Annotated in this window: 25 protein-coding genes; 13 read left to right on the forward strand and 12 right to left on the reverse strand. The window is 72.8% G+C overall.

All coding sequences use genetic code 11. The features are described from left to right. Positions 1–175: 175 nt before the first annotated feature. On the reverse strand, positions 176–1582 hold the full coding sequence (locus DMA15_RS35505; RefSeq protein ID WP_125516831.1) for a helix-turn-helix transcriptional regulator: 1407 nt from the start codon (positions 1580–1582) through the stop codon (positions 176–178). Positions 1583–1758: 176 nt separating this feature from the next. On the opposite strand from DMA15_RS35505, the gene DMA15_RS35510 reads away from it, so the two are divergent. Beyond that, positions 1759–3093: a M64 family metallopeptidase gene (locus DMA15_RS35510; protein ID WP_125516833.1), complete on the forward strand. Its 1335-nt coding sequence runs from the start codon at positions 1759–1761 to the stop codon at positions 3091–3093. A 48-nt stretch (positions 3094–3141) separates the two neighbouring features. Here the strand turns inward: DMA15_RS35510 and DMA15_RS35515 are convergent, their stop codons facing one another. Continuing rightward, positions 3142–4200, reverse strand: a complete 1059-nt coding sequence (locus DMA15_RS35515) for a LacI family DNA-binding transcriptional regulator (RefSeq protein WP_125516835.1) — start codon at positions 4198–4200, stop codon at positions 3142–3144. A 275-nt stretch (positions 4201–4475) separates the two neighbouring features. Between DMA15_RS35515 and DMA15_RS35520 the strand changes: the two genes are divergently transcribed. Then, entirely contained in the window at positions 4476–5423 is a 948-nt protein-coding gene (locus DMA15_RS35520; RefSeq protein WP_125516837.1) for a nucleoside hydrolase, read from the forward strand. Then, positions 5420–6874 carry an MFS transporter gene (locus tag DMA15_RS35525; protein ID WP_125516839.1) on the forward strand — a complete coding sequence of 485 codons (1455 nt, stop codon included), beginning with the start codon at positions 5420–5422 and terminating at the stop codon, positions 6872–6874. The genes DMA15_RS35520 and DMA15_RS35525 overlap by 4 nt, the downstream gene beginning before the upstream one ends. A gap of 47 nt (positions 6875–6921) precedes the next feature. Here the strand turns inward: DMA15_RS35525 and DMA15_RS35530 are convergent, their stop codons facing one another. Beyond that, positions 6922–7191 carry a hypothetical protein gene (locus tag DMA15_RS35530; protein WP_125516841.1) on the reverse strand — a complete coding sequence of 90 codons (270 nt, stop codon included), beginning with the start codon at positions 7189–7191 and terminating at the stop codon, positions 6922–6924. Between the two features lie 80 nt (positions 7192–7271). Continuing rightward, the gene (locus tag DMA15_RS35535) at positions 7272–8174 is read right to left on the reverse strand and encodes an MBL fold metallo-hydrolase (protein ID WP_240660114.1); all 903 of its coding nucleotides are present in this window, start codon (positions 8172–8174) and stop codon (positions 7272–7274) included. Positions 8175–8440: 266 nt separating this feature from the next. Here DMA15_RS35535 and DMA15_RS36900 point away from each other — a divergent pair, with 266 nt between their 5' ends. Beyond that, positions 8441–8614, forward strand: coding sequence for a hypothetical protein (locus tag DMA15_RS36900; RefSeq protein WP_164551894.1), 174 nt, complete (start codon positions 8441–8443; stop codon positions 8612–8614). 48 nt (positions 8615–8662) lie between these two features. Then, on the forward strand, positions 8663–8932 hold the full coding sequence (locus tag DMA15_RS35540) for a hypothetical protein (RefSeq protein WP_125516843.1): 270 nt from the start codon (positions 8663–8665) through the stop codon (positions 8930–8932). Between the two features lie 156 nt (positions 8933–9088). Here DMA15_RS35540 and DMA15_RS35545 read toward each other — a convergent pair whose 3' ends face one another. Beyond that, positions 9089–12001: a BTAD domain-containing putative transcriptional regulator gene (locus tag DMA15_RS35545; protein ID WP_125516845.1), complete on the reverse strand. Its 2913-nt coding sequence runs from the start codon at positions 11999–12001 to the stop codon at positions 9089–9091. Between the two features lie 265 nt (positions 12002–12266). Here DMA15_RS35545 and DMA15_RS35550 point away from each other — a divergent pair, with 265 nt between their 5' ends. From DMA15_RS35550 to DMA15_RS35575, 6 genes are all read left to right on the forward strand, one after another. Continuing rightward, positions 12267–13544: a cytochrome P450 gene (locus tag DMA15_RS35550; RefSeq protein WP_125516847.1), complete on the forward strand. Its 1278-nt coding sequence runs from the start codon at positions 12267–12269 to the stop codon at positions 13542–13544. Positions 13545–13577: 33 nt separating this feature from the next. Further along, on the forward strand, positions 13578–14243 hold the full coding sequence (locus DMA15_RS35555) for an HAD family hydrolase (protein ID WP_125516849.1): 666 nt from the start codon (positions 13578–13580) through the stop codon (positions 14241–14243). A 369-nt stretch (positions 14244–14612) separates the two neighbouring features. Next, positions 14613–15458, forward strand: a complete 846-nt coding sequence (locus DMA15_RS35560; protein WP_125516851.1) for a SigB/SigF/SigG family RNA polymerase sigma factor — start codon at positions 14613–14615, stop codon at positions 15456–15458. A 111-nt stretch (positions 15459–15569) separates the two neighbouring features. After that, complete coding sequence (locus DMA15_RS35565; protein ID WP_125516852.1) at positions 15570–17039, forward strand: ornithine decarboxylase; 1470 nt, start codon at positions 15570–15572, stop codon at positions 17037–17039. An 80-nt stretch (positions 17040–17119) separates the two neighbouring features. Then, positions 17120–17395, forward strand: coding sequence for a hypothetical protein (locus tag DMA15_RS35570; RefSeq protein ID WP_240660115.1), 276 nt, complete (start codon positions 17120–17122; stop codon positions 17393–17395). A 100-nt stretch (positions 17396–17495) separates the two neighbouring features. Beyond that, positions 17496–18524, forward strand: a complete 1029-nt coding sequence (locus DMA15_RS35575; RefSeq protein WP_125516854.1) for a PHP domain-containing protein — start codon at positions 17496–17498, stop codon at positions 18522–18524. A 48-nt stretch (positions 18525–18572) separates the two neighbouring features. Here the strand turns inward: DMA15_RS35575 and DMA15_RS35580 are convergent, their stop codons facing one another. Genes DMA15_RS35580 through DMA15_RS35590 form a run of 3 tightly spaced genes read right to left on the reverse strand, consistent with a single transcriptional unit; the run spans position 18573 to position 22241 of the window. Next, positions 18573–20678 (reverse strand): xanthine dehydrogenase family protein molybdopterin-binding subunit, encoded by a 2106-nt coding sequence (locus DMA15_RS35580; RefSeq protein ID WP_125516856.1) that lies wholly within the window; start codon positions 20676–20678, stop codon positions 18573–18575. Positions 20679–20715: 37 nt separating this feature from the next. Then, positions 20716–21711, reverse strand: coding sequence for a xanthine dehydrogenase family protein subunit M (locus tag DMA15_RS35585; protein WP_125516858.1), 996 nt, complete (start codon positions 21709–21711; stop codon positions 20716–20718). Further along, complete coding sequence (locus DMA15_RS35590) at positions 21708–22241, reverse strand: 2Fe-2S iron-sulfur cluster-binding protein (protein ID WP_164551895.1); 534 nt, start codon at positions 22239–22241, stop codon at positions 21708–21710. Before DMA15_RS35590 ends, DMA15_RS35585 begins: the two co-directional genes overlap by 4 nt. A 175-nt stretch (positions 22242–22416) precedes the next feature. Here DMA15_RS35590 and DMA15_RS35595 point away from each other — a divergent pair, with 175 nt between their 5' ends. Both DMA15_RS35595 and DMA15_RS35600 read left to right on the forward strand, forming a co-directional pair. After that, a complete protein-coding gene (locus tag DMA15_RS35595) occupies positions 22417–22842 on the forward strand; it encodes a pyridoxamine 5'-phosphate oxidase family protein (protein WP_125516862.1) in 426 nt (141 codons plus the stop codon). A 29-nt stretch (positions 22843–22871) separates the two neighbouring features. Beyond that, positions 22872–23351: a diadenosine tetraphosphate hydrolase gene (locus tag DMA15_RS35600; RefSeq protein ID WP_125516864.1), complete on the forward strand. Its 480-nt coding sequence runs from the start codon at positions 22872–22874 to the stop codon at positions 23349–23351. 41 nt (positions 23352–23392) lie between these two features. Here the strand turns inward: DMA15_RS35600 and DMA15_RS35605 are convergent, their stop codons facing one another. The 4 genes from DMA15_RS35605 to DMA15_RS35620 all read right to left on the reverse strand — a co-directional run bounded on the left by DMA15_RS35605 (position 23393) and on the right by DMA15_RS35620 (position 26898). After that, entirely contained in the window at positions 23393–23668 is a 276-nt protein-coding gene (locus tag DMA15_RS35605) for a hypothetical protein (protein WP_125516866.1), read from the reverse strand. A gap of 273 nt (positions 23669–23941) precedes the next feature. Beyond that, complete coding sequence (locus DMA15_RS35610) at positions 23942–25558, reverse strand: alpha/beta hydrolase (RefSeq protein ID WP_125516868.1); 1617 nt, start codon at positions 25556–25558, stop codon at positions 23942–23944. A gap of 100 nt (positions 25559–25658) precedes the next feature. Further along, positions 25659–26072, reverse strand: coding sequence for an ATP-binding protein (locus DMA15_RS35615; RefSeq protein ID WP_125516869.1), 414 nt, complete (start codon positions 26070–26072; stop codon positions 25659–25661). Between the two features lie 133 nt (positions 26073–26205). Further along, positions 26206–26898 (reverse strand): ribonuclease H, encoded by a 693-nt coding sequence (locus tag DMA15_RS35620; protein ID WP_125516871.1) that lies wholly within the window; start codon positions 26896–26898, stop codon positions 26206–26208. Between the last annotated feature and the right edge of the window lie 5 nt (positions 26899–26903).

Below are 26903 nucleotides of genomic sequence, written 5' to 3' on the forward strand. Positions count from 1 at the left end.
GTCGGCGCCCCCGCGATCATGGGAGTCGTAGCCGCGGATGAAACGCGGGTACATCCTTCGATGCAGGCGACGCGTTGCGGGCGGCTTGATGCGGGTGACTCGATGCGGGTGACTAGATGCGGGTCAGGAGCGACGCGGGGGAGAGGCCGCGCCCAAACCGGGGAAGCGGCCGCGCTCACATCGGGGGCGTGGCCGGCGCGGGGCCCAGCGTGGTCGTGCCGGGGGCGGCCCGGTGGCCCAGCCCCGTGCGGTACGCGTCCATGGCGGCCTCCACCCGGCCGGTGCGGCGGAGCAGATCGCCCAGGAGTCGGCAGAGGTCCGCCAAGTCCCCCGCCGCACTTGACCGTTCGAGCAGGGACAGCGCCGCGCAGTAGTGTTCCTCGGCGCCCTCCGTGTCGCCCCGCTCCTCGGCGATGAGCCCGAGCAGCCGGTGCGCGCCGCCCGCGTGCACCGCGCCGCGCCCGGCCCCGAGCACCCCGGGGCCCCGGCCCGCGTCACCCGTCTCGTCGCCGTTGGTCAGCAGGGGCCGCAGCAGCGCCTCCGCCTCGGCGGCCCTGCCGCGCCGCCGCAGCACGTCCGCGAGCTCCACCTCGACCTGCTCGGTGAAGAGCGCGGCCCGCTTGGAGGCGAGGATGGAGCGGGCCGTGCGCAGCTCGCTCTCGGCCTGCTCCAGGTCGCCGTCCTGGGCGTGGACGTAGCCGCGCATCCAGTGGCAGTGCGCAAGCTCGGTACGGATGTGCAGCTGGCGGTAGAGCTCCTGGGCCTTGGCGAGCGACGCGTCGGCCTCGGCGATACGGCCCTCGGCGATGAGCGTGCGGGCCACCCCGCGGTGCATGCCCGCGACCAGCGCGGGGTCGCTCACGCGCGGGGCGAGCGCGAGCGCCAACTCGGCGGCGTGCGCGGCCCGGGCGTGCGCGCCCATGTCCATGTAGGGAGCGATGGAGGCGGTGTAGAGGAGCAGCAGCGCATCCGGGTCGTGCAGCCCGGCCGCGTCGAGTTCGTCGAGAGTGCTCTCCAGGAGGTAACAGGCGTACCGCAGCTCGCCGGTGAGCAGGTGCGCGGTGGCGCGGCCCCGGATGGCCGGGACCCGACGCGGCAGCGGTTCGTCGGCGAGCAGTCGCTCGACGGCGGCGAAACAGTCGCGTGCGCCGGTGAGTTCGCCGGACTCCAGCAGGCAGTCGCCGAGGCCGAGCAGCGCGGCCGCCTGTTCCTCGGCGAGCGCGTGCGCGACGGCTTCCTCGTGCAGGGCGCGGAAGAGTGCGGCCGCGTCCTCGGGGGCGCCGGTGGCCAGGGCGCGCCGGGCGTCGGTCAGCCGCAGACGCAGTTCGGCGGCGAGTTCGGCGGGGCGGCCGGTGGCCAACTCCTCGTAACTGACGCCGAGTCGGTCGGCGAGGTGCCGCAGCGCGGCCTCCGAGGGCCGCACCTTTCCCGACTCCAGGGTGGAGACGTACGCGGGAGTGTAGGCGGGCTCGGCCAACTGCCGCTGGGTCAGGCCGCGTTCGCCGCGCAGCCGCTGCACGCGCCGTCCGATCTCGGCCGGGTCGTCGGGTCGTACTCCGTGAACGGAACCGTTCCGCGTCATCACTGGCCTCTCCCTGCGTCGCACCCGGCCCCGGCCCACGGGGCAGTGTGAACAGACCCGCCCCACCAGCAACTTGACGCACACCCATTGCCTGGAACCCCATGAGCCTCTACGTTGAGCCGCGCCTTAACCCCGCTTAACCCGCCATTTATATCGCGGACTTCGGAAGGACGCCCATGCCCCCCACACCTCGAATATCCGGCCGGGCCAGACGCACTTCGCTGCGCGCCGCACTCGCCACCGGGATCGCCCTCGCCGCGGGGCTCGCCGCGACCGCTCCGGCCGGCACGGCCACGGCGGCGGACCCGGACCCGGCGGACCGGCGCACCCAGCGCGTCGAGTACTTCACCGGCCCCGGCGCCCACCCCCGGCACGCCGAGGTCCCCGCCGCCGAGCCGCTCTCCGCCAAGGAGCGCGCGGAGATCAAGGGGGACGGCGACGTCGTCCCGATCGTGCAGGCCGGGCCGACCGGCTCCAAGCTCGACGTCGTCTTCATCGGTGACGGCTACACCGCCGCCCAGCAGGAGGACTTCCACGCCGACGTGCGCACCAAGTGGGCGAAGGTCTCCGCCGTCGAGCCGTACGCCTCGTACAAGAGCCTCTTCAACGTCTGGGCCGTCGACGCGGTGTCGCGGCAGTCCGGAGTCTCCGGCGACCCGACCAGCGGCACGGTCAAGGACACCGCTCTCGGCTCGGCGTTCTACTGCGACGGCATCGAGCGGCTGCTGTGCGTCGACACCAACAAGGTCGAGTCGTACGCGAAGAAGGCCGCGGACCCCGACCTCGTCATCGTCCTCGCCAACTCCACCAAGTACGGCGGCGCGGGCTACAACGACATCACCTCGCCGTCCGGCTACGACGGCATCGCCACCGCCTCCTCGGACAACGCCCAGTCCGACCAGGTCCTCGTCCACGAGACGGGCCACTCGCTCGGGAAGCTGGCCGACGAGTACTGGTACGACGAGTACGGCACCTACACCGGCGCCGAGCCCTGGGAGACGAACATCAGCAAGCTCACGGCCGCCAAGCTGACCGCCCAGAAGAAGAAGTGGTACCGGTGGATCGGCCGGACCTCGCCGGACGGCGGCACCGTCGGCGCGTACGAGGGCGGCGGCTATTATCCGCGCGGCCTGTACCGGCCCACCACGAACTCGATCATGCGGACCCTCGGCCGCGAGTTCAATCTGCCCGGCCGCGAGGCGATGATCGCCGGCTTCCACCGGCACGCCTCCGTCCTCACCGCGGTCACGCCCACGGACCAGGCGGTGCGGCGCGACGCCAAGGTCACCGTGGAGGTGGCGGACGGCATCCGACTGCGCTGGTCCGTCGACGGCCGCGAGGCCAAGCAGGCCAGGGGCGACGCCACGGTCACGCCCCGAGCGCTCGGTGTCCCCGCCGACGGCCGTACGCACACTTTGACGGCCCGCGCCACGGACCGGACCCCCTCGGTCCGCGACCCCGAGCTGCGCCGCTTGCTGACGGATTCGCTCACGTGGCAGGTCACGCGCTGACCTGGAGTCGACGCCCGCCGCCCCACCCCCGGAGGGGCGTACACCCGGCTATGTGACGGGAGCGGACTCTCCCCGTCCAGCCGGGGCCGGGGCCGGGATCGCCGTGCGGCCTCGCGCGCTCGACTCGCGTACGACGAGTTCCGGAGCGAGGCGGATCGACCGCCGGGGGCCCGTGTCGTCGCCGGACAGGCGCAGGCCCAGCAGGCGTGCCGCCTCCGCGGCCAGTTCGGGCACCGGCTGGCGGACCGTCGTGACGCCCGGCGAGGAGAGCGCCGCCATCGGGATGTCGTCGAAACCGGTGACGGCGACCTCGCCGGGCACCGCCACACCCAGCTGCTGGAGACGCTGGAGCGCCCCGATCGCGATGAGGTCGTTGGCGCAGACCAGGGCGTCGGGCCGGGCGGGCCACACCTCGTCGACCGCGGCCCGCCCCCACTCCACGGAGAAGTCGCCGAGGGCGACCCGCTCCGGAGCGCCGGGATCGAGCGCGCCCACCCCGGCCGCGTAGGCACCGCGCCGCTCGGCGGCGGCCGAAGCCGTGCCCGCCGCCCCGAGGAAGCAGACGCGGCGGCGGCCGGTGGCGGCCAGATGACCGAGGACGAGCGCCATGCCCGAGGCGTTGTCGACGGCGACAGAGTCCGCGACGCCGGGCCCGCAGCCCCGGTCCATCAGGACGAGCGGCACCCTGGCGGCCGCGGCCGCCACGGCGTCCCGGCTGCGCTCCTCGTCCACCGGGATCACCAGGAGCGCGTCCACCCGCCGGCCCAGCAGATCCGCCACGTACTCCGCCTCGGCCGCGGGATCGTCGTCGCAGTCGGCGAGCAGCACGGCCCGCCCGTCGGCGTGCAGGGCGTGCGTCAACTCCCGCACCAGCGCGGGGTAGAAGGGGTTCGTGATCTGCGGCAGGACGAGGCCCACCGTGCCCGTGCGGTGGCCGCGCAGCGCCCGGGCCGCGTGATTGGGCCGGTAGCCGAGCGCGTCGGCGGCCTCGCGGACCCGGCGGGCGGTCTCGGCGCCGACGGGGCGCGTACCGGCCAGGACCCGGGAGACGGTGGCGATCGAACAGCCACAGGCCCGGGCCACCTCCCTCAGCGTTACGTCGGCCACGCTGTGCCCGTCCCTTCCGCCGCCAAATTTCGGCAAACGTTATCAGCGGGCCTCAGGCACCACCAGACCCTTCCTTTCAGCCGTATCAAGACAGTTGAGGGCGGTCTGTGCCTCGTTGGATCATGTCCGTTCCGGGAGAGTTTGGCGGGGTGTGCTTTCGGCCATTGACATAATTCCTCCCTGTGCACAAAGTCTTCGGAGAACGTTTTCCCGAGCCACCGCCCCGCCCCCCGGCGAAGAACGGCGACGGCTCAGCCGAACAAAGAGGTTCCGCGATGCCCCGAAAGATCATCCTGGACTGCGACCCGGGACATGACGACGCGATCGCCATGCTCCTGGCGCACGGCAATCCGGATGTGGAGCTGGTCGCCGTCGCCACCGTGGTGGGCAACCAGACCCTGGAGAAGGTCACCCGCAATGCCCTGTCGGTGGCCCGCATCGCGAACATCACCGGCGTGCCCTTCGCGGCCGGCTGCTCCCGTCCCCTGGTGCGCACCATCGAGACGGCCCCCGAGATCCACGGCGAGAGCGGCATCGACGGCCCCCTCATGCCCGAGCCGACCCTGGCCCTCGACGACCGCCACGCCGTCGACCTGATCATCGACACGGTCATGGCGCACGAGCCCGGCGAGATCACCCTCGTCCCCACCGCCGGCCTGACCAACATCGCCATGGCCGCGCGCAAGGAGCCCCGCATCGTCGAGCGCGTCCGCGAGGTCGTCCTGATGGGCGGCGGCTACCACACGGGCAACTGGAGCCCCGTCGCCGAGTTCAACATCAAGATCGACCCCGAGGCCGCGCACATCGTCTTCAACGAGCGCTGGCCCGTCACCATGGTCGGCCTCGACCTGACCCACCAGGCGCTCGCCACCCCCGAGGTCGTCGAGCGCATCGCGAAGGTGGGCACCAGGCCCGCCGTCTTCGTCAACGAGCTGCTCGACTTCTTCGGCGCCATGTACCTGGAGGCCCAGGGCTTCGCCGCGCCCCCGGTCCACGACCCGTGCGCGGTCGCGTACGTCATCGACCCCGACGTCATGACCGTCCGCAAGGCCCCCGTCGACATAGAGCTGACCGGCACCCTCACCCTCGGCATGACCGTGACGGACCTGCGCGCGCCCGCCCCCGATGACTGCCACACCCAGGTCGCCGTCGACCTGGACCACCAGCGCTTCTGGGACCTGATCGTGGACGCCCTCGAGCGGATCGGTGACATTTCCGCATGAACGCCTCCTTCACCGAACCGGCGGCCACCGCCCCCGGCGGCGCCCGCGGCTCCCGCCCGGTCCGCATCGGCGTCCTGGTCACCGCGCTCCTCGCGGCCTGCTTCGCCTTCCAGCTCAACGCGAGCATGCTCAGCCCCGCCCTGAAGAACATCGAGGACTCCCTCGGGGCGACCTCCGCCGAAGTCGGCCTCACCCAGACCGCCTTCTTCACCTCCGCCGCGCTCTTCTCCCTCTTCCTGCCGCGCCTCGGCGACCTCGTCGGACGCCGCAAGGTGCTCGCCGGGATGCTCGCGCTCATGGTCGTCGGCTGCGTCGTGGCCGCGCTCGCCGAGAGCGTGCCCATGCTCTTCGCGGGCCGCGTCATCCAGGGCGTCTCCGGGCCCACCGTGCCGCTCTGCCTGATCATGCTGCGCAACGAAGTCCACGAGCCGAAGAAGTACGGCACGCTCCTCGGCGTCATCACCGCCGTCAACGGCGGCATCGCGGGCGTCGACTCCCTGGCGGGCGGCTACCTCGCCGACCACCACGGCTTCCAGTCGGTGTTCTGGCTGATGGCGGGCGTGGCCGCGCTCGCCGCGCTCATGGTCGCCACCCTCACCCCGGAGTCCAAAGCCACCGCCACCGCCGACACCCGGATGGACTGGCCCGGCGTCACGCTCCTGGTCATCTCGGTCGGCGCCGCCCTCATCGCCCTGAACGAAGCGGGCAAGCTGGGCGCCGCGAACTGGCCGCTCGTCACCGGACTCCTCGTCGTCGCGGCCCTCGCCTTCGCCCTGTTCTGGCGCACCGAGGACCGCAGCAGCCACCCCCTGGTCGCCACCCGCCATCTGCGCAGGCGCTCCACCTGGGCGCTGCTGCTCACCACCGTCCTGACCATGACGGGCGTCTTCGCCGTGATGAACGGCATGATCCCCGCCTTCGCCCAGGACGCACAGGCCGGCTTCGGCATGAGCGCCGAGCAGTCCGCCTGGTGGACCCTGACGCCGTACGCCCTCGCGGGCCTCGCCATGGGCCCGATCGCCGGGCGCCTGGCCGCCACGTACGGATACGGACGCATCCTGCGCCTCGGCCTCATCGGCTCGATCGTCACCGTGGCCCTGATGCTGTTCACCCTGCACGCCGACTCGCGGCTGCTGCTCCTGGCCGCGTCGATCCTCATCGGCGTCACCTACGCGGGCATCGGCAACATCGTCCTCAACGGCCTCGGCATCGTCCTCTCCCCGAAGGAGAACCCGGGCTTCCTGCCCGGCCTGAACGCGGGCGCCTTCAACCTCGGCGCGGGTCTCAGCTTCGCCGTCCTGTACGCCGTGCAGACCGCCGCCGCACCGGCCGACAAGACCTCGCCCACCGGGTACACGGCAGGCATGATCGCCGGGGTCGCGCTCATCGCGGCGGCCTTCGCGACGTCCTTCCTGATCCCCAAGCCGGTGGAGGCGGAGGCGACGGACTGACCGCCCCGGGCGCCGCGCCCGCGGGCACCGGCCACCGGCCCGCGGGCTCAGCCGCCCCGGACGTCCGCGACCCGCACCGAGAGGCCGTAGTCCAGCTCGGAGCCGTCGACGAGCAGGGCCTCGACGGAGCGGGTCGCGGGGTCGATGTCGGCCTCCATGCCGTCCCCGACATACCGGGGGTAGCCGGAGGAGCCGGTCTCGCCGGTGGCCGTCACGACGGCGGAACGCAGGGCGCCGCGGGTGTCGCTGGTGCCCCTGCCGTCCTCGGCGAACTCGGGAACGAGCAGAATCTCGAAGCTCTGCGGATGGGTGTTCATACGAGTGACGCTAGACAGGAGCGGCGCCCACCGCATGTTCTCGCCGCCCGGGACCGGGCCGCCACGCCCTCACCCCGAGGTCACCAGCGCAGGGCCGTGAAGTCCACCGGCCGGGGCTCCAAGGTGGCCGTGCGCGCGGTCAACGCCCGCATCCGCCGCGCCATTTCGGCCGCCGGCAGGTGCCTGCGGTCGCCGTGCCCGGGCAGCAGCCACTCGAAGCGGAGCCGTTCGGCCGTGCGGGCCAACGACGCCGCCAGTTCCTCGATGGAGTACCAGGTGACGCTGGAGGCCACCTCGATGTCGCCCGTCGTACGCGACCAGTAGAAGCTGTCCCCGCTGAAGCAGTACCGGTCGTCGGCGACGTACAGCACGCTGCCCCGCGTGTGGCCCGGCAGCGGATGGGCGAGGACGCCGTCGCCGATCTCCACGCTCTCGGTGCCGCGCAGGACGCGGTCGGCGTCGGGCGCCGCGTCCAGGTCGCCCTCATGGATCCACAGCCGGGCCCCGAAGCGGTCGGCGTACCGGCGGCCGTGCGCGGCGTGGTCCCTGTGAGTGAGGAGCACGTCGGTGACCGGCCCGATCCCCTCGTACCTGGCGGCCAGCGGCTCGCTCCAGCGAGGGGTGTCCACCATCATCAGGCTCCCCGAAGGGCGGCGCAGGAGGTAGGCGTTGGCACCCGCGTTGCGCGGGGAGTTGTGCCCGCAGAACAGGACCGTGTCGTCGACGGGCAGGGGATAGGGGTCCCGCGCGTCATCGAGGCGGCCGGAGGCGGGCCGGATGGAGCGGGTGTGGCAGGCGAACGCGGCGGCGAACAGCAGGCGTTCCTCCGCCGCGTCGCGCGGCTGGCGCACGATCTCGGAGCGGCCGTCGACCTCACGGATCAGCTCGGGCGCGACCTGCCTCGCGACATCGCAGTTCGTGCAGCGGTCGTCCACGGACCAGCCGGAGGTCAAGGTGTCGGCGGCTAAGGCGTCGTCGTTCACGGAGTGACTCGCTTCCTGTGGGGGAGTGCCCCTGTGGGCCGGGTCTGCTCCCACCAGAGGTATCCCGGAGCCGCCCCGTGACGGAAGAGGGCGTGGCCGCACACCGGCATCCGCGCCCCCGCCGACGTACCTGTGAAAGTTGTCACAAGCCCCGAACTCATGATCGGGGTCGGGTCCCCTTCACACCCGGACTTCGCGTAAGGTCGCGGATCGGCCGCACTCGGCCGACCCGAACCACGTAGTCACCGAAGAAGGAGTCGCAGGTCATGCCGGCCAATGACGCCACCCAGGCGCCGATCTACCACACCCTTGTCCAGGAGCACGGCGACGTCCTCGCCACGGCTCGCCAGGCCGCGGAGGAGACCCAGCAGACCGCCCAGGACGTACTGGACTTCAGCACCCCGACCCGGCTGAGCGCGCCCGCGGACACCGCCCCCTAGTGGCGGCCCGCCTCGCGCGGAGCGTGGCCGATCGGTCAGGATGGCGCGATGGACTACGAGTTCTGGAAAGACATCCACGAGCGCGGCGGCATCCCGGCGGTCAAGAGCGCTCTGGCGGACCTCCCCGAGGACCTGCCCCCGCAGGAGGCGGGCGCGGCGGCCGAGCTGGCCCTCCAGGTCATCGAGGAGGACATCGCCCGCATCAACGCCCGGGCGGACCAGGCCGAGGCGAGGGCGCGGGACCTGGCCGAGCAGACCGCCGAGGTGAACCGCCGGCTCACCGAACACGCGGCCCGCGACGCGGACGAGGCCCGGTAGCGGACGAGGCCCCCCTTCCGCGCGGCGATTATCGTTGCCGCTCCGTCCGCCTCGGTCAGGGGCGCGGCGACCGGGGTCGGCCGACCCACGGCGACGCGCGGGCGAACAGGGCGACGCGCGGGCGAACAGGTGGCGCCGCCCCGCGGCCGCCGACCCTCACGTCCGGGCCATGAGCCGCACCATCGCCGTGTCGTACCGCGCCTGCAGCCCGGCGTCCGCCGAGACCCGCAGCAGCGCGCCGAGAGCCTTCACCGCGCCGTCGTCGAAGCCGCACGACTCCGCCTCGAGGGCCGCGTTCTCCAGCCGCCGGACGCCCTCGGTCTCGTCGCCCATCCCCAGCAGCGCCTCCCCGACCGCGGTGAGCAGCAGCACCCTGGCCGGCACCGACGCCTCCGAGGACCCGTCGAGGTCGAGCGCGGCGAGGGCCGTCTCGTGGGCCGCCTGCCACTCCCTTGCGTCCAGCCGGTGGCGGGCGAGATGGCACAGCGCGAGCCGTTCGGTGTGCCGGTCGCCGACGCTGTGCGCCAGCTCCGCCGCGAGCGCGCACCCCTCGGCCGCCTCGTCCGGGCTGCCGAGCGCGGCCTGGGCGAGCGACAGATTGATCAGTGCGGTCGCCTCGCCGCGCGTGTCCCCGGCCCGCGCCGCGAGCAGGGGCGCGGCCTCCAGGTGACCGAGCGCCTCGTCGACGCGGCCCTCCTCGGTCAGCACCCACCCCAGCAGGGCGAGGACCCGAGACTCGGCGCGGGCGTCACCATCGGCCCGCGTCGCCTCAAGTGCCGTACGCAGCAGGGGAGTCCAGCCGTCCCGAACCCGCCATACGATCTGCGGCCACATCCCGAGAATGATCCGCCACGTCCTGCCGTGCAGCCCCGCGGTGTCGGCGGCGGTGGCGGCGAGCGTCAGATCGTCGCGTTCGGCCGCGTACCAGGCCATCGCCTGCTCGCGGTCCGCGAACTCCCTTGTCGCCCGCGGCTGCTGGAAATCCGCGGGCAGGGTGAAGCACGACTCGTCACCGGGCTCGGCCGCGTCGGCGGCGCCGAGCGCGGTCGCCACGGTCAGGTCGAGCACCCGCAGCAGGGCGTCCGTCCCGGAACGCAGGCCTCGCGCGTACAGGCGTACGAGGTCGTGCATCGTCCAGCGGTCGGGCCCGGCCCGCATGACGAGGTGCGCCGCGGCGAGCTTGTCCAGCGCGGCGTCGGCGGTGGCGGGGTCGGTGTCCGCGAGGGCCGCCGCCGTGTACCGGTCGACGTACATGCCCGGGTGGCGCCCGAGCTGGGCGAACTGCCGCGCGGCGTCCGTGGGCAGGCGCCGCACGGTGAGCCGCAGCGCGGCGCGTACGCCCGTGTCCTCCACGTCCAGGAGGCCCAACCGGCGTGATTCGTCGGACAGTTCGTCGCACATCGCGCTCAGCGACGACTCCGGCTGGTCGGCGAGCCTGGCCGCGGCCACCCGCAGCGCGAGCGGAAGCCCGCCGCACAGCTCGGCGAGGCGCCGCGCGGCGACCTCCTCCGCGAACACGCGCTCCGTGCCGAGCACCGCGGCGAGCAGGGCCGTGCTGTCCGCCGGTTCCAGCACGTCCACGGGTACGGGACGCGCGGCGTCGGAGGCGATCAGGCCCCGCAGCCGGTAGCGGCTCGTGACCACGGTGACGCAGCGGGCGCCGCCCGGCAGCAACTCCCTGACCTGCTCGGACGCCCGCGCGTTGTCCAGTACGACCAGCAGCTGCCGGTCGGCGGAGAGCGACCGGAAGAGCGCGGAGGCGGCGCCGAGCGACTCCGGTATCCGGCGCGGCGCGACCCCCAGCGCCAGCAGGAACTCGCGCAGCACCTCCAGGAGGGTCGGCTCCCCGGTCTCACTGAAGCCGCGCAGGTCGGCGTAGAGCAGCCCGCCGGGGAACTGCTCGCGGTGGCGGTGCGCCCAGTGTGTGACGAGCGCCGTCTTGCCCACGCCCGCGGGCCCCGTCACCAGGCAGACCGGGGCTTCACCGGCGGCGGCCCGGGACAGCGCGGTGAGCTCCCCGGCCCGCCCGTGGAAACCGCGGGGCATGCGCGGCAGCAGATCGACCGTGACCGGAGGCGGGGCGGCGCCCGCGGCAGGAGAGGGCACCGGAGCCGCGGCCGACGCGGAAGCCGCCCTCGCGACGGGAGCGGCAGGAACCGAAGCCGCCGGAGCCGCAGCTCTCGACGCCGAAGCCGCGGAGGCCGAAGCCCCAGAAGCCCAAGCCGTGGAAGCCGAAGCCGAGACCGCCGGTGCCGAGCCGCCCGGCGCACCGCGCGAAGACGCTCCCGACGCCAAGCCCCCCGCGAAGGCGCCGTCTCCCGCCTCCTCACCCGCCCCGCGCAGCGCGAGCGCGTAGGCGTCCGCCAACTCCCGGCCCGGGTCGACCCCCAGCTCGTCGGCGAGCACCCGCCGGGTCCGGTGGAACCAGTCCAGCGCCTCCGTCCGGCGCCCCGCCCGCTGAAGCGCCCTCATCAATGCGGCGGACAGCGATTCGCGCAACGGATGGACACTGGCCTCCGCCCGCAGCACGGCGGCGGCCCGGGCGTGCTCGCCCAGGCTCGTGTACGCCCCGGCCAGCGACTCCACCGAGGCCAGCCGGAGTTCCTCGAGCGCCTGGGCCGCGGCCTGGAGCGGCTGGCTCGGATACGCGCCGGTCAGCGCGGGTCCCTGCCAGAGCGAGAGCGCCTCCTGATACATCGCCACGGCGTCGGCGGGCGCCCGCTGATCGCGTGCCAGCGTCACCAGTTCCTCGAAACGGTGGGCGTCCAGCAAGCACTCCGGCATCCGCAGGACGTACGCCGAACCCTGGGTGACGAGCTCGACGCCGAACATCTCCGCCTCGGCCCGGGCGAGCAGGACCCTCAGCCGCGACACATGCCCCTGGATGACACCACGGGCGCGCGCCGGCGGCTCCTGATCCCACAGAGCGGCCGTCAACTGCTCCACGGGAACCGGGTGGTTGGGCCTCAGCAGCAGGGCGGCGAGCAGGCTGCGCCGCTTGGCGGGACCGAGCGGCAGCACGCCGACCCCGGTGGCGACGGAAACCGCTCCGAGCAGCCGGAACTCCACTGATGCAACTCCTCCTGCCGGAAAAGATCCACATTACCGGAGGCGTACGTACGTAGAGTTTTGCCCCGATTTTAGGGCCTTCCCTCTGATTCATCGCGGCGGCCCTGGGCACACGCTCGTCCAGGACCACGCCGCACGCCGGCCGGGGACATGCACGCGGGGCCGGCTTCGGTCAGGATTCTGGCAGGGCCACCGCCCCGCGTTCTGGGAGGGTCACTGCCCCGCCCTGCCACGGCCTGCGTCTTTTCCACCCCAGGAGGACCTCATGCTGGACAACACGCTGCCGTTGCTCACCCAGGGCTACGCGTGGCTCCCCGACCTGAGCCGCCGCAAGGGCGAGGGGCCCGTACGTACCCGCCTGCTGGGCAAGCCCGTCATCGCGCTGCGCGGCCCGGCGGCCGTCCCGTTCTTCTACGACGAGAACCACGTGCGCCGCCGAACGGCCCTGCCCGAGCCCGTCCTGAGCACGCTCTTCGGCAAGGGCGCCGTGCACACCCTCGACGGCGAGGAGCACCGCGCGCGCAAGGCCGTGTTCACCTCGCTCCTCAAGGACGCGGCCAATGTCACCGCGTTGGCCCAGCGCGTGGCCGACGAATGGGAACGGTCCCGCAAGGAGTGGGCCGACCGCCCCCGGGTGACGCTGTTCGACGAAGTGAGCGTGCTGATCACACGGGCCGTGTACGCGTGGGCCGGCGTCCCCCTCACGGAGTATCCGGAGGACGTCGCCGGGTCCGCGGACGACGAGGCGCGGCGGACCGCGAGGGACCTGGTGGCCATGGTCGACGGATTCGCCACCGCGGGGCCCCGGCACTGGCAGGCCCGGCGCGCCCGGCAGCGCCAGGAGGAGCGGCTGGCCCGCCTGATCGAGCAGATCCGCTCGGCCGGCCACGAACCGGCAGGCCTGGACCCGGCGGAGCAGGGCGGCGGGCCGCCCTCCGTCATCCAGACCGTGGCCGCACACCGCGAGGCCGACGGGCAGCTTCTCGACCCCCGCACGGCCGCCGTCGAGGTCCTCAACGTCCTGCGGCCCACGGTCGCCGTCACCTGGTACACGGTCTTCGGCGCGCACGCGCTGCACCGGCACCCCGGACTGCGGGAGCGGCTGGCCTCGGACGGCGAAGGCTACGCGCGCGCCTTCGCCCATGAGGTCCGGCGCTTCTACCCGTTCGCCCCGTTCGTCGCGGGCCTCGCCCCGCGCGACCTGGACTGGCACGGCGAGCCCATCAAGGAGGGCACGCTCGTCCTGCTCGACCTCTACGGACAGAACCACGACCCGGAGCTGTGGGAATCGCCGTACACGTTCGACCCCGAGCGGTTCACCGGACGCGAACCCGGCCGCGACGAACTCGTCCCCCAGGGCGGCGGCGACGCCGGCGAGGGGCACCGCTGCCCGGGCGAGGACGTCACCCTGGCGGTCCTGACCGCTCTGCTGCCGCGCCTGGCACGGCTCGACTTCCACGTCCCCGACCAGGACCTGCGCATCCCGCTGCACAGGATGCCGACCAGGCCCCGCAGCGGCTTCGTCATGACGGACGTGCGCTGAACCGCGAAACCGAGAAGGGAACGGTGTGAAGCCATGGCGCGTGCCGCGCTGTTCGATGTCGACGGAACCCTCACCGACACCAACCACCTGCACGTGGTCACCTGGTGGGAGGCGTTCCGCCAAGCGGGCCACCACGTCGCGACGCACGACATCCACCACGCCATCGGGCTCGGCTCGACCGACCTCATCGCCCACCTGCTCGGCGACGACCGCGACCACGACCGTGACGAGGAGATCAGTGCCGCGCACAGCACCCTCTACGGCACGTACTTCGACCGGCTGGCCGCGCTGAACGGCGCCCGCGACCTGCTCCACGCCCTGCACGGGCGCGGCTGGCGCATCGTCCTCGCGACCTCGGCGGGCGGAGCGGAACTGGGCGCACTGCGCCGGGCCATCGACGCGGACGACGTCATCGCGGGCATCGCGAGCGCGGACGACGTGGACTCCGGCAAACCGGCCCCCGACCCCGTCCACCACGCCCTGGACATCGCCGGATGCGCCCCGGACGAGGCGCTGTTCGTCGGCGACACCGTATGGGACATGCGGGCGGCGTCCCGGGCGGGCGTACGGAGCATCGCGCTGCTCTCGGGAGGCATCCCGCGCGGCGACCTGGAGGAGGCGGGGGCCGGGGCCGTGTACGCGGACCCCGCCGATCTGCTGGACCGCCTGGACGGCGAGCCCCTCATCGACAAGGCGTAACAGCGCCCGCCGCACGACGGGTGAGGAGGAGACCGGCCGGCCGCACCCCAATGCGGCCGGCCGGACCGGGCGTCGCGTCCGATGGCCGTTCCGACGCTTCGCACCCCGCGGTCGCGTGTGCCCGACACGACCGGAGCCATGCCCCGCACCCGCCGAACGAGCGACATCACGAACACACAAGCGCATCGCCCAGCGCCCTTTGTGACGGAGGCTGTTTGGCCCCAGATCCGCAGGGCAGGCGGATAACGTGCTTCGGACCGGAGGCGCTTTCGCGGGAGCGGTGTGTTCACTCCTGGTGGATGCCTGTCGCCGGGGCGCCCCGTTTCTCGCGTGTCACTTGTTGGCGGCACCGTTGAGGAGCGAATTCTGATGCTTACCGACCTCACTTCATACTCCGCCCGTCGTCGTACGGCGGGTCGGCACCCCCATAACGACGCACCGGACACCGCGGCGGGGTTCGAGCGTCTGGCCACCCTTGAGGACGGTCCCGAGCGCGAACTGCTCTGCGAGGAGATCGTCGAGGCCTGGCTGCCGATGGCGCACCGGATCGCGAGCCGGTTCCGGAACAAGGGCGAGAGCATCGAGGACCTTCAGCAGGTCGCGGCGATGGGCCTGGTCAAGGCCGTCAACCGGTACGAGCCCGGCCGCGGCGCCTTCGAGAGCTACGCCGTGCCCACCATCACCGGTGAACTGCGCCGCCACTTCCGCGACCGGATGTGGGACGTGCGCGTGCCCCGCCGCGTCCAGGAACTGCGCAACAAGGTCCGCGTGGCGCGCCGCGAACTCCTCGACCGGCCGGGCAGCGGCCCCGAGCCCAGCATCACCGAGATCGCCGAGCACGCGGGCCTCACCGAGGACGAGGTCAAGGACGGCATGGAGGCGATGGAGGGCTACAGCGCCCTGTCCCTGGACGCCGAGATCTCCTCCGCCGACCCCGACGGCTTCAGCCTCGCCGACACGCTCGGGGCGCCCGACCCCGCGTACGACTGCATCACCGACAGGGAGGCGGCCAAGGCGGGCCTGCGACAGCTGCCCGAGCGCGAGCGGACCATCCTCTACCTGCGCTTCTTCGAGGACATGACGCAGAGCAAGATCGCGGAAGAACTCGGCATCTCGCAGATGCACGTCTCCCGTCTCATCAGCCGCAGCTGCGCCCGCGTGCGTTCCGCGGCCGACGTCGGGTTCGAGGCGGCCGCGCCCGCTCGCGCCGCGTGACCGGCCCGCACCGGAGCCGGGCCCGGGTCCGCACGGGCACGGGCGAACGGCTCTACGACCGGTTGACGGACGTCCGGATTGGGCGGCGCGACTCCAGGGAACGCGTGTCCCATGTCGCATGATCACACCCGCGCCCCCGTACTGGAAGCTCTCGCCGAACACCGGAACAAGGGCCGGATCGGTTTCACACCGCCGGGCCACAAGCAGGCCCGCGGTGCCGATCCGGCCGTGCGCGAAGTACTCGGCGACGCCGCCTTCCACAGCGATGTGCTGGCCTCGGGAGGGCTCGACGACCGGCGCACGCGAGGCCGGATCCTCGAACAGGCCGAGCGGCTGATGGCTGACGCCGTCCACGCGGACCACACCTTCTTCTCCACGTGCGGCAGTTCGCTCTCCGTCAAGGCGGCCATGCTGTCCATCGCGGGCCCCGGCTCGAAACTGCTCGTCGGCCGGGACGCGCACAAGTCCGTCGTCTCCGGCCTGATCCTCTCCGGGATCCGGCCGGTGTGGGTCGAACCGCACTGGGACGACAAGCGCCATCTGGCCCACGCGCCGGGAGCGGAGGACTTCGAGGCGGCGTTCGCCGCGCACCCCGACGCGAAAGGCGCGCTCGTCACCAGCCCGACGCCGTACGGCGCCTGCGCCGACCTGAGCGCCATCGCGAAGGTCTGCCACAGCCGGTCACGGCCGCTCGTCGTGGACGAGGCCTGGGGCGCTCACCTGCCCTTCCACCGCGACCTGCCGTCCTGGGCGATGGACGCGGGCGCCGACATCTGCGTGACGAGCATCCACAAGATGGGCAGTGGACTCGAACAGGGCTCCGTCTTCCACCTCCAGGGCGACCTGATCGACCCGGAAGTCCTGGAGAACTGCGCGGACCTCCTCGGCACCACGAGCCCCTCCGTCCTGATCTACGCCGGACTCGACGGCTGGCGGCGCCAGATGGCGCTGCACGGCCACGAACTGATGGGCGGGGCGCTGGACCTGGCGGCCGAGGTGCGGGCGGCCATCGAGGAGATCGACGGCCTGCACGTCAACGACCGCGCCGACTTCTGCGGGCCCGGCCTCGCCGCGGACTTCGACCCCCTGCCCGTCATCATCGAGGTCGACGGCCTGGGCACCAGCGGCTACCGGGCGGCGGACTGGCTCCGCCGCCACCACGCCCTGGACGCGCACCTCAGCGACCACCGCAGGATCAGCGCCCAGATCACCCACGGCGACGACCACGAGACGACGGGCCTGCTGCTCGCGGCCCTCCGCGACCTGGCCCAGGCCGCCCCGCACCTGGAACCCGCCCCGCCGGTGGAGGTCCCCTCCGCCGCCGAGCTCCGGATGGAGCAGGCGATCCTGCCCCGCGACGCCTTCTTCGGACCCACCGAGGACGTGCCGGTGACCGAGGCGGCGGGACGGATCGCCGCGGAGATGATGACCCCGTACCCGCCCGGCATCCCCACGGCGCTCCCCGGCGAACGGCTCACCGAACCCGTACTGCGCTATCTGCGCACCGGCGTGGCCGCGGGGATGAACCTCCCCGACGCCAAGGACAGCGAACTGAACACCGTGCGCGTCGTCGCCGAATGACCGCACGCCCGCACGCCCATACGAGCCAATGACCTTCGCCCGTAAGAACGAAGCAGCACCGAGGTAACGGAGCACAGCACATGGGAACAGACCACATGGACGAGCGGAACCCCGCCTCCCCGGGCCAGGACGGCCCGCCCGTCCCCCGGGACATGCCCGACCAGCAGGCCTCGGACGAGAACGACGCCTGGGAAGCGGACACGGAGGCGGCCGCCTCGGGCGACGCTCCCGACGAGGGCGTACCCGACACGGACGAGGCCGGAACCGGCCGGCGCGGCGACGCCGACCCCGACGCGCCCGGCCCCGGCCCGGACGAGCCGGAGGAGAACCCCGAACCGGACGAGCCCACCGCCTGAGGGAGCCCCAGGGCCGCTCGCCGTGCCCCGCGCCCCGTCATGGGCGACGCTGGAGTGACACGTACACCGCCGGAGGAGCCACCGGCGGCCGGAGGTGTCGATGGAGCCCGTGGAGGCGCTGGAACGGATCGCCTTTCTGCTGGAGCGCGGCCGCGCCCCGACCTACCGCGTGCGGGCCTTTCGCACCGCGGCCGCGGTGATCGGGGCGCTGCCCCCGGGGGAGACCGAGCGGCGCGCCGCCGACGGCACCCTGGAGTCGCTCAAGGGAGTGGGACCCAAGACCGCGGGCGTGGTCCGCGAGGCGCTCGCCGGTGACGTGCCCGGGTATCTGGAGCGCCTCGAAGGCGAGGCGGGGGACCCGCTCGCCGAAGGCGGCGCCGACCTGCGCGCACTGCTGCGCGGCGACTGCCACCTGCACTCCGACTGGTCCGACGGCGGCAGCCCCATCGAGGAGATGGGCCGGGCCGCCAAGGCGCTCGGCCACGAGTGGGCGGTGCTCACCGACCACTCGCCGCGGCTGACCATCGCCCGCGGCCTGTCACCGGAACGGCTGCGCGAGCAGCTGGACGTGGTGGCGGACCTCAACTCCGGCTGGGCACCCTTCCGGCTGCTCACCGGCATCGAGTGCGACATCCTCGACGACGGCTCCCTCGACCAGGAGCCCGAACTGCTCGACCGCCTCGACCTGGTGGTCGTCTCCGTGCACTCCAAGCTCCGCATGGACGCCGCCGCGATGACCCGCCGCATGGTCGCCGCCGTCAGCGACCCGCGTGCGGACGTGCTCGGCCACTGCACCGGCCGGCTCGTCACCGGACGCGGCAGGCCGGAATCCCAGTTCGACGCGGACGAGGTGTTCGCCGCGTGCGCGGCGGCGGGCACGGCCGTGGAGATCAACAGCCGCCCCGAACGGCTCGATCCGCCACGCAGGCTGCTGCGGCGCGCGGTGGACGCGGGGGTCCTGTTCTCCGTGGACACCGACGCGCACGCCCCCGGCCAGCTCGACTGGCAGATCATCGGGTGCGCGCGGGCCGAGGAGTGCGGGGTACCGGCCGAGCGCGTGGTGAACACCTGGACGGCCGAGGAACTGCTGGCCTGGACCCGCGAGAGCCGGGCCCGATCCGCCTCCTGAACCGGCCCGACCTGGCCCGCCCGCCCGCCGCCGGAACCCCGGATGCCGCTACATGCCGCGCGCGAGCCCCGCGAGCACCCGGTCCGGCGTGAGGGGCAGCTCGCGCAGCCGCACGCCGGTCGCGTGCCGCAGCGCGTTGCCGATGGCGGCGGCCGTCCCGACGATGCCGATCTCCCCGATCCCCTTGCTGCCCATGGGGTTCAGATGCGGATCGTCCTCGTCGATCCAGTGCGCCTCGATCGCGGGCACGTCCGCGTGAACCGGGACGTGATAGGCGGCCAGGTCACGCTCCGCGAAGTCACCGAAGGCCGCGTCCATCGTGCTGCTCTCCGTCAGCGCCATCCCGAGACCCATGGTCATCGCGCCGATGAACTGCGAGCGCGCCGTACGGGCGTTGAGGATGTGCCCGGCCGCGTAGACACCCAGCAGGCGGCGCACGCGCACCTCGCCGGAGACCGTGTCGACGCCGACCTCGGCGAAGTGCGCGCCGAAAGCGTGCCGCGCGTACTCGCTCTCCGCGTCCGCGGTGCCCGCCGTGTCGGCCGTGGCACCCACACCCTCCGGCGGCAGCTGCTGCCCCTGCTGCTCGGAGAGCCGCTTGGCCAGCCGCGTACACGCCTCGTGGACCGCCCAGCCCCACGAGGCCGTCCCCGACGAACCGCCCGCGAGCGGCGCGTCCGGCAGGTCGCTGCTGCCGATGGCGACCCGCACCCGCTCCACAGGGACGCCGAGCGCGTCGGCGGCGACCTGCGCGAGGACGGTGCGGGCACCCGTACCGATGTCGGTGGCGTTGACGCGTACCGCGTAACTGCCGTCCGGGTAGGCGTGCGCGCTCGCCCGGGACGGCGAGGCGAGCACCGGATACGTCGCGGAGGCGACACCGCTGCCCACGAGGACGGGCCCCTCGGCGCGCGACCGGGTCCGCGGATCCCGCTCGGACCAGCCGAAACGCCGGGCCCCCTCACGCAGGCACTCGGCGAGATGCCGGCTGCTGAAGGGCTTGGAGCTGTCGGGCTCCCTCGCGGTGTCGTTGCGCAGCCGCAGCTCGACGGGGTCGATGTCGAGGTGCACGGCCAGTTCGTCCATCGCCGACTCCAGCGCGTACATGCCCGGCGCCTCGCCCGGCGCCCGCATCCACGAAGGGCTCGGCACGTCCAGCGGCACGACCCGGTGCGTGGTGCGGCCGTGCGGCGAGCCGTACATGACGCGCGTGGCGGCGGCCGCGGTCTCCACGAACTCCTTGATACGAGAGGTCTGCGACGTCACCTCATGCACCACGGAGATCAGCGTGCCGTCCTTCTCCGCGCCCAGCCGCACCCGCTGCACGGTCGGCGAGCGGTGGCCCACCACGGCCGCCAACTCGCGCCGCGGCAGGGAGAGTTTCACCGGCCGCCCGGTCACGCGGGCGGCCATGGAGGCGAGCACCACGTGCGGGCGGGGCGTGCCCTTGGAGCCGAAGCCGCCGCCGACGTGTTCGGAGACGACCGTGATCCGCTCCTTGGGCAGCGCGAACATACCCGCCAGGACATCGCGGACGGTGGTGGCGCCCTGGCTGGAGTCGTACACGGTCAGCCGCCCGTCGTGCCAGCGTGCGGTCGCCGCGTGCGGCTCCATGGGGTGGTTGTGCAGCGGCGGCACGCGGTAGACGGCGTCGACGCGGACGGGCGCGGAGTCGAAGGCGCCGTCGGCGTCACCGCGCACGTGCTCGCCCGACGTGCCGTCGGTGTCCTCGGGCACGTACGCGTCCGCGTGGTCCGCGCGCAGGGTGACATCGTGGGGCTCGACGGCGTAGTCGACGCGGACGGCGGCTGCGCCTTCCCTGGCCGCCTCCAGCGTCTCGGCGACGACGAGCGCGACGTACCAGCCGCGGTGCGGCACGCGGGCGTCCTGCAGCACGGCGAGGGTCGCGTCGTCCGGCTCGACAAGGCGCGGCGCGTTCAGATGGCTCAGGACGTCGATGACCCCGGGCAGGGCCAGGGCCGCCGAGTCGTCGATGGCGGTGATCTCGCCGCGCGCCACCGCGGCCGGGACCGGCCAGGCGTAGGCGCACCCGGCGGGCGTGTGCTCGGCGGCGTAACGGGCGGCCCCGGTCACCTTGTCGGGGCCCTCCCGGCGCTCGGTCGGCGCCCCGAGAGCGTTGCTGGTGTCCTGCATGGGGTTTCTCCCTGGAGGGCGGAGGGGCGGGACCGAGTCAGGAGCCCGTGGGCGAGGCGGCCAGGCGCCCCAGCACGTCACAGGCGAGATTGCGGGCCAGCGGCACCTTGAACGAGTTGTCCCGCAGCGGCTCGGCCTCGGCGAGTTCCGTGTCGACGGCCCGCCGGAACGCCTCGCCGCTCGGCGGGCCGCCCAGCAGCTCCCGCTCGGCACGCAGGGCACGCCAGGGCCGGTGCGCAAGGCCGCCGAAAGCGATCCGTACCTCGCGTACGACGGACTCCTCGACGCTCAGCACCACGGCCACGGAGGCGAGCGCGAAGGCGTACGAGGCGCGGTCGCGGGCCTTGCGATAGGCACAGGGCAGCCCCGCCGTCGCGGACGGGAGCAGGACGCCGGTGATCAGCTCGCCGTGCGTGATCTCGGTGTCCACATCGGGGCGCTCGCCCGGCAGCCGGTGGAACTCGGCCGCGGGCACGGTCCGCCGGCCCCGCGCTCCGTACAGCTCCACCTGCGCGTCGAGTGCGGCGAGCGCGACCGCCATGTCGGAGGGGTGGGTGGCGATGCACTGCCGCGAGTGGCCGAGGACCGCGTGGTCGCGGTGGATGCCGTCGCGCGCGCCGCAGCCGGAGCCGGGCGCACGCTTGTTGCACGGCATGGCCAGGTCCTGGAAGTAGGGGCAGCGGGTGCGCTGGAGCAGATTGCCGCCCGTCGTGGCCATGTTGCGCAGCTGGCCCGAGGCCCCCGAGAGGAGCGCCTGGGACAGCACCGGATAGCGCTCGCGCACCAGCGGATGCGCGGCGAGGTCGCTGTTGCGCACCGTCGCCCCGACGCGGACGGACCCGTCGCGCAGTTCCTCGACGGAGTCCAGCGGCAGCGCGCTGATGTCGATCACCGCCCGGGGGCTCTCCACGCCCAGCTTCATCAGGTCGACGAGGTTGGTGCCACCGCCCAGGTAGCGCGAGCTGGGCCGGCCCGCGTGTGCCGCGGTGGCCTCCTCGACGCTGTGGGCCCGTACGTACCTGAAGGACTTCACCGGATCACGTCCTCCACGGCCTCGACGATGTGCGGATAGGCGCCGCAGCGGCACAGGTTGCCGCTCAGCCGCTCGCGGATCTCGTCCCTGGTCAGCTCCGCGGGCGAGCCGATGGCCGTGCCCGGCTCCGTGACGTGCGAGGGGTGGCCCGCCTCGGCCTCCGCGAGGGCGCCGACGGCCGAGCAGATCTGGCCCGGGGTGCAGTAGCCGCACTGGAAGGCGTCGCGCTCCAGGAAGGCCCGCTGCACGGGGTGCCTCCCCTCGCCGTCGGCGGAGCGCAGCCCTTCGACGGTGGTGATGTCGGCCCCCTCATGGGCGACGGCGAGCAGCAGACAGCTGTTCGCGCGGCGCCCGTCGACGAGGACGGTGCAGGCACCGCACTGACCGTGGTCGCAGCCCTTCTTGGCGCCGGTCAGACCCAGCTGCTCGCGCAGCACGTCCAGCAGCGTGGAGCGGTGGTCGACGGTGGGACGGCGGGGCTCGCCGTTCACCGTCAGGGGTACTTCCGAGTGGAACACTTCGGTTCCCATGCGACTCCGCTCCCTCGTCCGACGTGATCCGTGAGGTGACCGCTTGTCCAGCCTGAGCCAGGAGACGCGTTCCGGCATGCCGGGGGGAGCCGGATGCGGCAACCCGCCCCGGTGACCAGCGCTACGGGAGACCATGACAGCAGCCATGCACCTCGTACCGCAGAAGGAGACTCGTATGCCTCTCAACGTCGAAGAGCGCGAACAGTTCCTGGCCGAGCCCCACATCGGGGCGCTCGCCGTGGCCGAGACCGGGGGACGGGGCCCGCTCACGCTCCCGATCTGGTACCAGTACGCGCCGGGCGGCGAGCTGTGGGTGATGACCGGCCGCAACTCCAAGAAGGGACGCCTGATCGCCGCCGCGGGACGCTTCTCCCTGATGATCGACCGCCTGGAGCCGACCGTCCGCTACGTCTCCGTCGAGGGCCCCGTGGTCCGCACCGAGGACGCCACCATCGAGCAGCTCCGGGAGATCTCCGCCCGCTATCTCCCGGCGGACAAGGTGGAGGAGTACGTGGAGTTCGCCTCCAAGGAACACGGCGAGCAGGCCGTGTACTACCTGCGCCCCGAGCACTGGTACTCCTCGGACCTCGGCGCACTCTGATGCCCACCGGGCCGCGTACGTTCGTGCCCATGACCGATGACTGGAAGAGGGACCGGATAGGCAGCGCGCTGAAGGGCGAGAACCCCTCGGTGCTGCGGCGGTTGACGGCGGGGTTCGCGGCAATCGGGGACGTGCAGTTCCTGCCGGGGTACTCGGTGCTCCTGACCGACGACCCCGCCGTGCGGCGCCTGTCCGACCTGCCCAAGGAGAAGCGGCTCGGCTTTCTGTCCGACATGGACCGGCTGGGGGAGGCGGTCGAGCGGGCCTGCCATCGCATGGACCCCGCGTTCCGGCGAGTGAACCTGGAGATCCTCGGCAACACCGACGGCTTTCTGCACGCGCATGTCTGGCCGCGCTTCGAGTGGGAGCCCGCGGATCTGATCGGTATGCCGGTGTGGCTCTATCCGCGTGAGCGGTGGAGCGACGGCCGGTTCGCGCTCGGCCCGCGCCACGACGAGCTGCGGGAGGCTATCGGCCGCGAACTCGACCGCCTGGGCTCGCCGGAGTGACGGTGCGGGCCCGCCGCCCCTCTGGACGGCGGGCCCGACGGTCAGCGGCCGCCCAACTCCCCATTCGTCGGCAGCATGCCGCGCTGCGCGAGCTCCAACGTCGTCTTGGCGGTGGTCAGGCCGGTCTTGGTGCCCTCAAGGAGGTGCTTGCTGGTGGTGCCCGGGTCCCGCAGCGTGTCGCCGACGGCCTTGCCCGTGTTGTTCTTCTTCACGGGCGCGTCGTGCACGGCGGTCGCGGCGGCCTCGGCCGGGCCTCCCATGGCGAGGGCGGCTGCGGCGAGGGTCAGGACGGCGAGGGCTCGCTTCTGATTGCTCATGCCCTCTCAAACGGCCGCGCACGGGTTGAGGATGCGTCCACCCCGGCGATACGGCGCACGATTCCACCATCGGAGCGAACGACGTACGGCCGGTGCCCCCGGGGGGCGGTTCTTGAAATCCGCCGGTGGCAGGTGTGAGCGGCTCGGTGACGGGCAGGCGAGGAGTGCAGGGGTGACAACCTGATCGGCGTCGCTGAATGGTCAGTGGGCGGCGCCACCTGTGAGCTGAGCGGCCGCGCCTTCGTGGGACAGGGACGCGGCCGCTCACGCGTCTCACTCCCCGCGGCAGACCACGTCTCGCGCCGGCAGCTCGCCGGTGTCCAAGTAGGCGTTCACCCGCTTGTCCACGCAGGCGTTCCCGTAGTCGGCGTAGACGCCGTGCTGGTTGGCGCCGGGCACCGTGACCAGCCGGGACCGCGACCAGTTCTCCCGTACCTGCCGCGCCCCAGCGTAGGTGGTGCGCGTGTCACCGGTGGCGTTGACCAGCAGCGCCGGTATGTCGTTGTCGACCACGGTCGGCGCCTCGACGGGGCGGTCCCAGAATTCGCACGCCGAGATGTTGCGCGTCAGGGGACTGGCGAAGGGTGCCGTCTGCCGACCGGCCTGGATGTCACGCCAGTAGCTCTGGGTCCCGCGCCGGGCCGCTACATCGCCGCAGAGGATCGCCGACTGCGCACTGCCCTGGTGCGACCCCGCCTCGGTGGTCAGGCTCTCCAGCATCTTCGTGAGCCAGGGCCCCGGCTCCACGCGGTCCCGGTCGGCGGCGCGCGCGAGCGTGCGGGTCACGGAGGCCAGCTGATCCCGTTCCCTGTCGAGATCGCTACCCAGACCGGCGAAGAAGACGACCGGCACGAAATGCTCGTCCACCCGGAACTTCCCGACCCGCAACGGCTTGTCGGCCGCGGCTTCCTGAATGCGTTCCACGGTGTCGCGCACGGCGTCGGAGGTGCTGCCGAGGCCATAGGTCTCGTCACGGGCGGCCACCCAGGCCGCCCAGTCGTCGAGCGCTCGCTCGTTGGCCGCGGTGGCGTCCTCCAGCAGAGTCTGGCTGTACCGGGCGGGGTCGATGACCCCGTCCAGGACCATGCGGTCCGTACGGCCGGGGAACAGCTCGGTGTAGACCGCGCCGAGATAACTGCCGTACGAGAAACCGAAGTAGGAGATCCGCTTCGCACCGAGCGCGCCCCTGATGACATCCATGTCGCGGGCGGTGTTGCGGGTGGTGACATGCGGCAGCACGTCACCGTTCGTGCGGCGGCACCGCTCGGCCAGGTCGCGCTGACGGGCGACCGACCGCTGGAAACCGGCGCGGTCGCGGCCGGCCGAGAAGACCGCCGAGCCGACGTCCCAGCCGCAGTCCAGCGGCGTGGAGCGCCCCACGAACCGCGGGTCCATGCCGATCAGGTCGTACTTCCGGGCCACCTTGCCCATGGCCTTGCCGAAGAGGAGCGGCATGTCGAGGCTCGGGCCCCCCGGGCCGCCGTTGTTGAGCAGGAGAGGCCCGACGCGGCGTGCGGAGTCCGTGGCGCGCAGTCGGGAGAGGGCGACGGTGATGGTCCTGCCGCCCGGGTCGGAGTAGTCGAGGGGCACGGTGACGTCGGCGCACTGGACGCCCGCGGCGTCGAGTTCTTTCCCGGTGGTGTCGTCGGGGCCGAGCGTGCACTTGTGCCAGTCGAGCGTCTGGTCGTAGTAGCGCCCCAGCGATGGGGGCGTCCCGAGTGATGTGGGCTTCCCGAGCGATGGGGGCTTCCCGGTCGCAGAGAGCGGCTCGGTCGGTGTCGCGGCCGTGGCGGGCAGTGCTCCGGCCCCTAGGGCCAGCACCGCGGCGGCGGCGACAGTGACTCGTATGGCCGCGGCAGCGGTGACCCGTAAACGTGTGTTCGTCCTCATGAACCGCACGCTAGGCGCCGGCCACGCCCCGGCTCACTGCGGCGAGCCCCCCGATCTTCCCTGGGGCCAACCCCACCCCGAAGGGCCGCACCGCGAGGAGCTACCTCGCCAACTCCGCGCGGATCGTCTTGCCGGTCGCGCCGAGCGTCACGCTCACGGCCTCGGCCAGATTCCGCACCATCGGCCAGCCGAACCCGCCGGTGCCGCCCGCCAGATCGGGCGTGCGCTCCTGAGGCGCTCGCGGATCCGCGTCCGAGACCGTGACGGTGATGGCATCGGCCCGTGCCTGGAGCCGAAGCGAGCACAGGGCGCCACGCGCATGGCGTACGACGTTGGTGATCAGCTCGGAGACGACCAGCTCGACGCTCGCGGCGGTCTGGTCGCCGACGGCCGGGCTCAGCCCGGCGAGGAAACCACGCGTGAGGTCACGCGCGTCGGTGACCGCTTGGGGCTCCTTCTCGAAGGTGGCTGTCCCAGGCGGCCCGTCATCGAGCCCTACGTGCTGCGTACGCATGAGGCTCCCTCCTTCGGTCCTCCTATGGAATGGCTGTACGAGAGGAACCCCTGCCCGCAAAGCGGGGGGTTTAATGCCCTCCGCATGGCCGGGAAACATCGGTTGCGGAACCGTTGCAGACGGCGCCATCGGTTCAGACGCCCGCGTCCCGGCACTCCACGTGCCCCCAGCCATGCGCGTTCTTCGCGATCTTCTCCCCGGCGGCGTACGGCTTCTGGCAGTGGCAGCGGCCCGGGAACTTGGCCTTGATGACGGCGCCGGACGCCCCCTTCCTCGTACGGGCGACGGCCTTCTTGGGCGCGCGGCTCGCGGGGGAGGCGCTCACGCGGTCGGCACGCGGCTCGGGGATCTCCCGCGCACCGTGGGCTGTACCCGCAGGCTGCTGGCTGGTCGCCACGTCACTGGCCGCGACATCGGCGATCGCGTTGAGGTGATCACCGTCGACGCGGTGGGCGGCCACGTGCCGGAACGTCACGGCGCGGCCCTGCAGCAGCGCGTCGATGCGTACGACCAGCTCCTTGTTGGCGACCGGCTTCTTCGCCGCGGTCAGCCAGCCGTTGCGCTTCCAGGAGGCGATCCACTTGGTGACCGCGTTCATCGCGTACTGACTGTCCATCCGCACCTCTAGCGGCACCGCCGGGTCCGTGGCCTCCAACAGCTCGGCCAGCGCGGTCAGTTCGGCCACGTTGTTCGTCGAGTGACCGAGCGGGCCGGCCTCCCAGCGGAGCGGGCGCTCCTCGGCGTCGGCGACCACCCAGGCCCAGGCGGCGGGCCCGGGATTCTTCTTGGCCGCTCCGTCGCAGGCGGCAATGATCAGGTCAGACATCCCCC

The organism is Streptomyces sp. WAC 01529, from assembly GCF_003945545.1.
Lineage (GTDB): Bacteria > Actinomycetota > Actinomycetes > Streptomycetales > Streptomycetaceae > Streptomyces > Streptomyces anatolicus.